We start from the raw sequence: 8169 nt of genomic DNA on the forward strand, positions 1-8169 counted from the left end.
TTCGTGGATTTCACTGTCCGCTTGCTCTGTTTGTTTGGTCACAACTCAGCAAGCGGACTTCTCAACTAACGGCTTTGTGAAGTACTGAACCTACGCTGATTATTACGAGCAAGACTTCACAGTACAACCGGACGGTGTTGCGGTCGATGAGAAACAGATTCAACTCGGAAACGAAGAGAAAGCGTGGCTCTACGCTGCGATTGATGTCGATTCGAAAATCGTGCTCCATGCACGACTCTCAGCTTCCATTCTCTCATGTTTTGTATAGCGGATATTGGTTCACAAAATCGAAATACCCATCCACAGCACACTTATACTGCTGATATTACCGGAATTGCTGCTTCTGCGGTTCACACTTGATTAGTGAGATAATCACGTGTAGTTTTATGAACGTCCACGCCCTCCGTGAATCACGAACGATGGAATCAAGCACGAACCCGGTTCCCGAGGGTGACCGAGCGTGACGGCCGAATCGACGACGGTCGCCGAGCCGCTCGCCGCGTTCCTGCGGTCCAAAGCGAAGGGCGGCGAGGGGAGCGGGAACTATCGACGGAACCTCGAGCGCTGTATTGATGACTTTCTCGACTGGCTCGAGGTGGAGACTGGATCGGACGTGACGTTCGAGGAACTGGACGAACGAACGTTCAGACGGTACGCCCGAGCGCTTGCGGGACGGAACCTCGCACCGGGGACGGTTCGAACCTATTACGCACACGTCAGTGCCTATATCGGGTGGTGTGTTCGCGAGGGACTCCTCGAGGCGAACTACGCCCAGCGGAACGTCGCGACGGAACCCCTTCCGGAAACCGACGGCCGACGATCCGGTGAGCAACAGTCGTGGACGGACGATCATCGGACCCGGATCACGCGCTACGTCGACGAACGAGCACACGAGGCCGCCGACGAGAAGGGGTGCGACGCGATTCAGGAGTTTCGCGATCGAGCGCTCGTGTACGTCCTCTGTTACGCCGGCGTTCGCGGCGGTGAGATCTTCGCGGACCCGAAGGACGACCGTCGAAACGGCCTCGAGTGGGGCGATGTCTCGCTTGCGGATCGGACGATGACCGTCCTCGCGAAAAAGCAAGACTGGTCCGATCGATCGCTGACCGAGCAGGCTATAAAGCCCATGTCGCGATACAGAAGAATACTCGACCCTGCCGGAGATGACTGGCCGGTGTTTCCGACGTTCCACCTCCCGACGCTGTACGAGACGCTCCGAACGGGACTCCGGGACACACACGGCTGGTCAGCGGACGAGATCGAGGGCTTCGTCGAGAGATGTACCGGTCAGTCGGACGTTTTCGACGCGCTTCGCGAGTACGAACTGACACCCTCCTCGATCAACACTGATGGCGCTCGTCGGATCATGCGCCGCCTGTGCGACGCGGCGGAAATAGACCTCGACGACGAACACGGCTATCTCGTCCCCCACGGTGGACGTCGCGGCGTCGGCGAGGTGATGGTTCGACAGCATGGCTTTACCGCCGCCGCTCGTCTGCTGGATAACAGCGAGGCAGTGGTCCGGACATCGTACTCGCATATCGAAGCAAAAGAGATGGCCGAAGCTGCTGGTGACGCCTTCGTGGAGCACGATTCGTGAGAGTGACCCCCTGATGTCGGTCGTGGGTCGTCGGTTCCGCGGGCAGGCACCGATCGTGCCCGCGACCACGCTCGCTTCCGGTGGCGAGTACCGGTCGCTTGGTTCCCGTGCGGGATTCGGTATTCTCACAGCGACGGCGTTGTCTCCGGGCTCTATCTGCCGATGTCCCGTTCGGCGAGGAACTCCTCGAGCAGTTCGAGGCAGACGGACGGACGATCCCGGAAGATCGTATGTCCCGCGCCGTCGACGCTTCGGACTGTGGTTGTTTCGGTTGCCCATCGTCGGTCCCGTGAGGGAGCTGCGTAGGACGCGACGGCGGGGTCGGGACGAAGGAGCAGCGTCGGACAGGGTGGCTCCGGGAGGACGGTTTCTAACGGCTCGAACCCACGCTTCGTAATCCCCAGTACCTGAGATCGCACTTGCTTTCGAGCGGTGGCCAGTACGTCGGCAAAACGGGGATACTGTGGTTCGAATTCGTCGCGGAGCGATTCGTGAGTGGCGGTACTCCACCGGTCGAGCTGGTTTCGTTTGTTCGGGAGGTGATCCTCCCCGAGCGCTTCGAACAGCTGTGCGGGGTGGTCCTCCAACACGAGCGCTCGAGGCTGGAGCCCACCCCGGGCAGCGCCACGAGCGAGCGAATCCGCACCGAGCGAATGCCCGTACAGGATGGGGCGCTCGACGTTCAGGGCGTCACAGAGGGACAGCAGATCGTCGGTCATCGTGTCCGCGTCGTAGCCCGTCCCTGGGGCTTCGCTCAACCCGTGGCCTCGGGCATCGTACAGTATCACCTCGTGCTCGTCGGCGAACCGTGCGGCGAGCGGCGAGAGGCACTGCCAATTGTCCGTGAACCCGTGTGCGAACAGCACGGGCGGCCCCGCTCCCGTACCCGCCTTCACGAACCGATGTCGACAGCCGTTAGCTACGATCTCGCCGGACGCCCAGTTCGACTCGAGATCAAGGTCCGACGGGTACGTGAGTCGGCTCATTGTCGATGGCCGATCGCCGACTTCCCGTCCGGTCGGTCGATGGAAGACATGCGTTCGGTCACGGCGTCTTCGACGCGGTTTGACTCGATGTCAGTCGTCTACTCATTACAATCATATGCTCGTAACTGTAAGCCGACGGCTCGCTGGCCCGAGGGGGCGGCCGCGTATCGTTCGACTGTGAATAGACGGTCGAATCGGTTATACTCTCCCCACGACATATCGTGGTTTTAATAGTGGGTCGTGATACCATTCCGGTTACGCCACTCACGACGGCGCTTCGTTGCGGTCCGATGGCGGGATCGCCCTTCCTGCGGTCCATAACACCGCTGGCGTCTCTCGACCGTCGGAATCGCAGTCGTTCAATCGAAGCAACTTATTTACGTGATGCTTCGGTACTACGATCATGGCCTATAGTTACGAGCCACATCACTTCGAAGACTTCGAGCCGGGTCAGGAGTTCGTGAGCGTCGGTCGGACGGTCACCGAATCGGACTTCGTGATGCATTCGGCGCTGAGTGGTGACTGGACGGAACTCCACACGAACAAGGAGTACGCGGCGGAGCAGGACTTCGATGAGCGCATCGCACACGGACCGATGACGTTCGTCCATGCGACGGGGTTCGTCTACCGAACGGGTATCGTCGAACGAACGGCCTACGCCTTCCTCGGCATGAACTACATGGACCTGCCCGAGCCGGTCCACATCGGCGATACGATCTCGCTCGAGATCGTCGTCGACGAGACAAAGGAAATCGGGGACCGCGACGATGTCGGTCTGGTCGTGCTCGATACGGAGATGACCAATCAAGACGGAACCGTCGTCTTCCAGGGCGATATGAAGTTCCTGATCAAAACGAAGCAGTAGCGGAACGCGCTCAGGCGAACTTCTCGAACGGTTGCTGGCAGTTCTCGCAGAAGTACATCGATCGACAGAGCGAGGGTCCCTTGGGATGGTCGCGTCTCGTCTCCGCCGACCCGCAGTAGGGACACCGTGCGTCGGTTTCGCCGGTCGTCGTCGTGCTCGGATCGTTCTCCGTCATACGCTCAGCCCGAAGTCCCGAAGGCTGTCTTTGCCGTCCTCGGTTACCATGTTCACGTTCCACGCCGGCGTGTACCGAAGCTCGACGGTCGCCTCGTCGACCTCCGGGACCGTTTCGGCCGCACATTTCACGTCGTTCAGCAACATCTCTCGGGCGGGACAGCCCGTGTAGGTGAGCGTCATCGCCACGCCACAGCGACCGTCCACGATGTCGACGTCGTAAATCAGCCCGAGATCGACGATACTGACGGGCATTTCGGGGTCCTCGACTTCGTAGAGGGCCTTCCAGACTTCGGCTTCGATGCCGTCCGCCTCCGATCCGGTTTTGGGATACTCGCTGGACGGGTCCCCGTCGCTGAACTCGGTGAAGGTGCAGGCCTCGGACTCCGTCGGTGTGTTCGTCGGCATCGTCATTCCTCCGTCGCGCGGAGCTCGACGGGCGTTTCGAAATCGACCTCGCGATACGTCGCCGTGACCTCGTCGTAGAGGTCGTGCCACGCATCGGTGTGCGTCCCATAGCGACCGCGACCGTTCGATTGCGCCACCTCGTCAGGGTCGGGGACGGCCAGCCCCAGCGCCTCCAGCGACGGCCCGATCGTTTCGAGCCACTCGGTACGCATCGCCGCGAGCGATTCGGTCCGGAACCCGAACGCGACGATATCGTCCTCGCGCGGCCCGGGATCGAACAGCGATAGCGCAGCGGGAAAGAGGTCGTCGAGCGCGTCCTGCATCCGGGCCTGCCCATCGTCGTCCGCAGTCAGCCGCTCCAACCAGTTGGTGGCGTGTTCCCGATGGTACGCCTCTTCCTCGAGGGCTTTCCCGACGCGATCCGCCAGCGGTGCGTAGCTCGTGTCGGCGACCGCCTCGAGTCGAATCCGTTCGGCGACGTCGTAGAGATAGCCCCGGAGAACGGCGTCACCCCAGTCGCCCGCATCGAAGGGACGTTCCACGAGTAGACTGTGAGTCCACTCGGTTGGGTCCCGTTCCCAGATACACTCCGGCTCCGTGTAGCCGAGTTGCTTGAGCAGGTCATACCACAGGCGAGCGTGACCGAACTCGTCCTGTGCGATGTTGGCGATCGCGAGGTCAGACTCGAGAGTCGGGGCGTAAATCTGCCACTCGGTCAGGCGCTCGGCGTGGACGAATTCGTCGTCGGCCAGTCGGAAGAGCAACTCCTCGACTGCGGCCTGCTGTTCGGCCGATAGTTCCCGTCGGTCGATGGTGTCGGGTCGCGGTGTCTCGCTCATGCTTCGTTCTCCTCCTCTCGGAGCGCCTCCCGGCGCTTGCGGGCCGCTTCGCGTTGTTCGGACTCACTGTCAGCGACTTCCTCGGCGAACGAGGCGTCGATGTCGTTGTACGTCATCGCCCAGCGGTATGATTTGTCGGTTCGACCGCCGAACGCGGCTTCTTCGGCGGTGACCTCTCCGATCTCGTCCCGTGGCGTGACCCAGAGGGAGTTCGTTTGCATTCGCCGGGCGTGTTGAATCCGGGCGAACAGCGTAGCCATTTCGCGATCCGGTGCGTGGACGTTGCCGACGTGCTCGTGGGAGTCGCCCGGTTCCTCCTGTCTGAATACTTCCCAAATCATCGGTTTTAATCGGCCGTCTGTGGGGTCGGTCCGGCACTGGACTCCCACGTCTCAAGCGATTCGCGTACCCATTCGACCGCGTCCTGCCGGCGACGACGCGAGCCGATCTGTTCGGTCGAACCCTCGTATTCGTTCCTCGAGATGGTCCAGAACTCCTTCCAGTCGAGGTCGTCCTCACGAACGGCCATCGTTCCGTCGTCCCGCTCGTAAATACGGGGATACTCCGGAATCTCCAACCCGTACTTTTCGGCCTTGGGGATATACATATTGAGGAACGACGTTCGGAGTTCGTCGTTCGTCGCCGTTTTGAGGCCGACGGCCTGGGCGAAGTCGTCGTGTACGCTCTCGTCGTTCGTCGGACCGAAGAACTGGAGGATGCGCGGCCACCACACGTCGAAGGTTTCCTGCATGCGCTCTTGGGTCGCCTTGGAGCCGTTCATGAGTTCTCGGAGGATCGACTCGCCGTGTTTCACGTGGAACCCCTCCTCGAAGCAGACCTTATCCATCGCGTGTGCGTACGGCGTCCAACTGGTCGACTTCAGCGTCGCCTGCCGACGCATCGCACCGCCATCGACGAAGAAGTCGATCATCGGTGCCTCGTACCACGAATCGACGGGATAGTGAAAGCAGTTCAAGAACTTCCCCTCGCCGGTCGCGAGTTCGTCGAGCATCTCCGCTCGCGTTTTCACATCCAGCGTCTCGGCAGCGCGATAGAGCAACTGTGCGTGGCCGATTTCGTCCTGCACTTTCGCCGTGTTCGCCAGTTTTCGATCGAGCGAGGGTGCCTTTCGCGTAAACGTCTTATCGAGGTACCCGCCCATGACTTCGCTGTTGGCGTGAAATTGGATCATTCGAGTCGCGGCTTTGCGATATTTTTCGGGTAGTTCGTCCCCCGGCCCGAACTCCCTGGGCCCTGCCCGTTCCATGACTGTCTCGAGGTCCATACGCGATGTATCGTGGTATGGTACCTTACCGGTTGACCCGCGTATGTCGGGGGTTTATATTTGGGTCCGCCGTACCGACGCGTAATGATCAGTGACTGTCTGATCGTCGAGTTCCGTATCACGGGTGACGACTGCCCGCTCGCGGAGGCGACGCGGGTGACGGGGACGGATATCGTTGCCCAGCCACCGCAGTTGCGAAGCGATGGGAACGTGCTGTTGCAGTTCAGTGCCTCGCCGCACGACGAACTCGCCGAAACGCTCGACGGTGACGACCGAATACGGTACCTCCACCGTTCGCGAACGGACAACCGGGATAATTTCCGCTGTCTGTCGAAACAGCCCTGTATTATCCACCAACTCATCAGCGCCGGCCTGCTAGTCGACTCCATCGAATACCGGGCCGGCCAAGCGCTGTTAACCGGGGCGGTCGTCGGTCGAGATGTCCTCGACGGCGTCATGGAAACAGCCGGCGAAACGGTCGGCGTTCGGTTGGAACGCATCTATCAACTCCACGGCGAGGACGATGAACCGGTCGCCAGTCGATGGGATCTCACACCCACCCAGGTCGAGAGCATCCAGTACGCTCTGGAACTGAATTACTTTACCGTCCCTCGAGAGGCGGATGCGAGCGACGTCGCCGATGCGATCGGCATTAGCAAGTCGGCGTTTCTCGAACGACTTCGCCGAGCGCAGGCTGCCTTGTTCAGGGATCTTTTCGGTTAGTGTCCTGTCCGAAACTGCGGATATCGACTCGTGTGTTTACAGCCGACTCGGCCCGGTCGGACATGGTTTCCGGACCCGTCGTTCGGAACGTGCGGTGAGACCGGTCCTACCGATAGAGCAAAGTCGTCGGATCGTGAGAGGTGACATGCATGATAACGGTAGTCGATGTCCTCATCAGAGCGGACGGCTACACCCACGAGGAATTCGTCGACCGCTGGCGAGGAGAGCACGTGGCGATCGCGGCCCAACTCCCCGGACTGAAACGCTACAGCACGTCGGTCCCGACGGAACCGGACGAGGCCGAGTACGACGGCGTTCTCAACCTCTCCTTCGAGAGCGTCGAAGCGATGAACGAGGCGTTCGCCTCGGCTGTCGGAACGGATGTCATGGATGACGCTGCCGAATTCATCGATGTCGGTGCTGGGCCGCGAATGGTCGTCGAGGAGACGATCCACGTGACGGACGAGTAACTCGGAGACGGATCGACGGTCCGATCGAAGCGTATCCGCTTTCACCGTCGCCTCGATTCTTTCGCGATGGCTGGTCCTGTCCTCATCAAAGGGGCCATCGGTACGTCCTCGGTAAACTGTCCGTCCGGGCGTCGACCGGTCGGGTGGATGGGTTCGGCTCGCAGCCACGGATCACCGAACCGGTAGTTGTTACGCCGCTGATTGTCTTACGTTCCTATTGTTGTAAGGATAAACCAGCCGCTCGGCGGGGTTCCCGGCTCAGCACCGGCATCCCGGATCGTCCCCCGTTCTGAGCGGGACGATCCGCCCCGAGACGGACGCTCATTCCCGCGATTCTGGCGTGCGAATTCGTCGTCGACCGAATGGTGTGTGGGAGTCCCAATATAGATTCACAACTATATATCGTGGCTTTATAATTCGATCCGGACCGGTTGCGGCCGGGTCTCGGGAGAACCGAACGGCCAGTACAAGAAAGGATCGCGCCCGTGACTGTCCCGCCCCAGTGTGACCTAGAGTCCGAAAAACTCCGCCGCGTTCTCGAAGAGCAGTCGCCGCTGGGTCGCCTCGTCGTAGTCGGTATGAGCGGCGAACGACTCGAGCCACTCGTCCGGGTGGATCATCGGGTAGTCCGTCCCGAACATGACCTTGTCACTGAGGACCGAGCCCGCATACTGCAGTACCTGCTCGTCGATGTACTTCGGCAGCCACCCCGAGAGATCCATATAGACGTTTCGTATGTGTTTAGCCCGAGCTGATTTCGGTACTGTCTCGTAGGAAGCGTTCAACGGACGCGACATGAACAGGCAGCAGACATCGGAT

General features: G+C 60.7%; 11 protein-coding genes and 1 pseudogene. 5 read left to right on the forward strand and 7 right to left on the reverse strand.

Annotated features, from left to right (window positions below):
- Positions 1-118 precede the first annotated feature (118 nt).
- Together C487_RS21640 and C487_RS18560 are read left to right on the forward strand one after the other, a co-directional pair.
- Positions 119-226: pseudogene (locus C487_RS21640) on the forward strand (IS6 family transposase); the annotation flags it as partial.
- Between the two features lie 234 nt (positions 227-460).
- Positions 461-1600, forward strand: a complete 1140-nt coding sequence (locus C487_RS18560) for a tyrosine-type recombinase/integrase (protein WP_006187391.1) — start codon at positions 461-463, stop codon at positions 1598-1600.
- 152 nt (positions 1601-1752) lie between these two features.
- Here C487_RS18560 and C487_RS18565 read toward each other — a convergent pair whose 3' ends face one another.
- Complete coding sequence (locus C487_RS18565) at positions 1753-2586, reverse strand: alpha/beta fold hydrolase (RefSeq protein WP_006187392.1); 834 nt, start codon at positions 2584-2586, stop codon at positions 1753-1755.
- A 403-nt stretch (positions 2587-2989) separates the two neighbouring features.
- Between C487_RS18565 and C487_RS18570 the strand changes: the two genes are divergently transcribed.
- Positions 2990-3451 carry a MaoC/PaaZ C-terminal domain-containing protein gene (locus tag C487_RS18570; RefSeq protein ID WP_006187393.1) on the forward strand — a complete coding sequence of 154 codons (462 nt, stop codon included), beginning with the start codon at positions 2990-2992 and terminating at the stop codon, positions 3449-3451.
- 10 nt (positions 3452-3461) lie between these two features.
- Here C487_RS18570 and paaE read toward each other — a convergent pair whose 3' ends face one another.
- From paaE to C487_RS18590, 5 genes are read right to left on the reverse strand one after another with little or no spacing between them, the layout of a single operon-like run.
- Positions 3462-3626, reverse strand: coding sequence for a 1,2-phenylacetyl-CoA epoxidase subunit PaaE (paaE, locus tag C487_RS21160; RefSeq protein WP_006187394.1), 165 nt, complete (start codon positions 3624-3626; stop codon positions 3462-3464).
- Positions 3623-4039 (reverse strand): 1,2-phenylacetyl-CoA epoxidase subunit PaaD, encoded by a 417-nt coding sequence (gene paaD / locus C487_RS18575; protein WP_006187395.1) that lies wholly within the window; start codon positions 4037-4039, stop codon positions 3623-3625. Before paaD ends, paaE begins: the two co-directional genes overlap by 4 nt.
- Positions 4036-4872: a 1,2-phenylacetyl-CoA epoxidase subunit PaaC gene (paaC, locus tag C487_RS18580; RefSeq protein WP_006187396.1), complete on the reverse strand. Its 837-nt coding sequence runs from the start codon at positions 4870-4872 to the stop codon at positions 4036-4038. The genes paaD and paaC overlap by 4 nt, the downstream gene beginning before the upstream one ends.
- Positions 4869-5213, reverse strand: a complete 345-nt coding sequence (gene paaB / locus C487_RS18585; protein WP_006187397.1) for a 1,2-phenylacetyl-CoA epoxidase subunit PaaB — start codon at positions 5211-5213, stop codon at positions 4869-4871. Before paaB ends, paaC begins: the two co-directional genes overlap by 4 nt.
- 5 nt (positions 5214-5218) lie before the next feature.
- Complete coding sequence (locus C487_RS18590) at positions 5219-6157, reverse strand: Phenylacetic acid catabolic protein (protein WP_006187398.1); 939 nt, start codon at positions 6155-6157, stop codon at positions 5219-5221.
- An 84-nt stretch (positions 6158-6241) separates the two neighbouring features.
- Here C487_RS18590 and C487_RS18595 point away from each other — a divergent pair, with 84 nt between their 5' ends.
- Both C487_RS18595 and C487_RS18600 read left to right on the forward strand, forming a co-directional pair.
- On the forward strand, positions 6242-6880 hold the full coding sequence (locus C487_RS18595) for a helix-turn-helix domain-containing protein (RefSeq protein WP_006187399.1): 639 nt from the start codon (positions 6242-6244) through the stop codon (positions 6878-6880).
- A gap of 149 nt (positions 6881-7029) precedes the next feature.
- Positions 7030-7350 carry an EthD family reductase gene (locus tag C487_RS18600; protein ID WP_006187400.1) on the forward strand — a complete coding sequence of 107 codons (321 nt, stop codon included), beginning with the start codon at positions 7030-7032 and terminating at the stop codon, positions 7348-7350.
- Between the two features lie 509 nt (positions 7351-7859).
- Here C487_RS18600 and C487_RS18605 read toward each other — a convergent pair.
- On the reverse strand, positions 7860-8147 hold the full coding sequence (locus C487_RS18605) for an amidohydrolase family protein (RefSeq protein WP_275039956.1): 288 nt from the start codon (positions 8145-8147) through the stop codon (positions 7860-7862).
- Between the last annotated feature and the right edge of the window lie 22 nt (positions 8148-8169).

It is taken from the genome of Natrinema pallidum DSM 3751 (assembly GCF_000337615.1).
Classification (GTDB): Archaea; Halobacteriota; Halobacteria; order Halobacteriales; family Natrialbaceae; genus Natrinema; species Natrinema pallidum.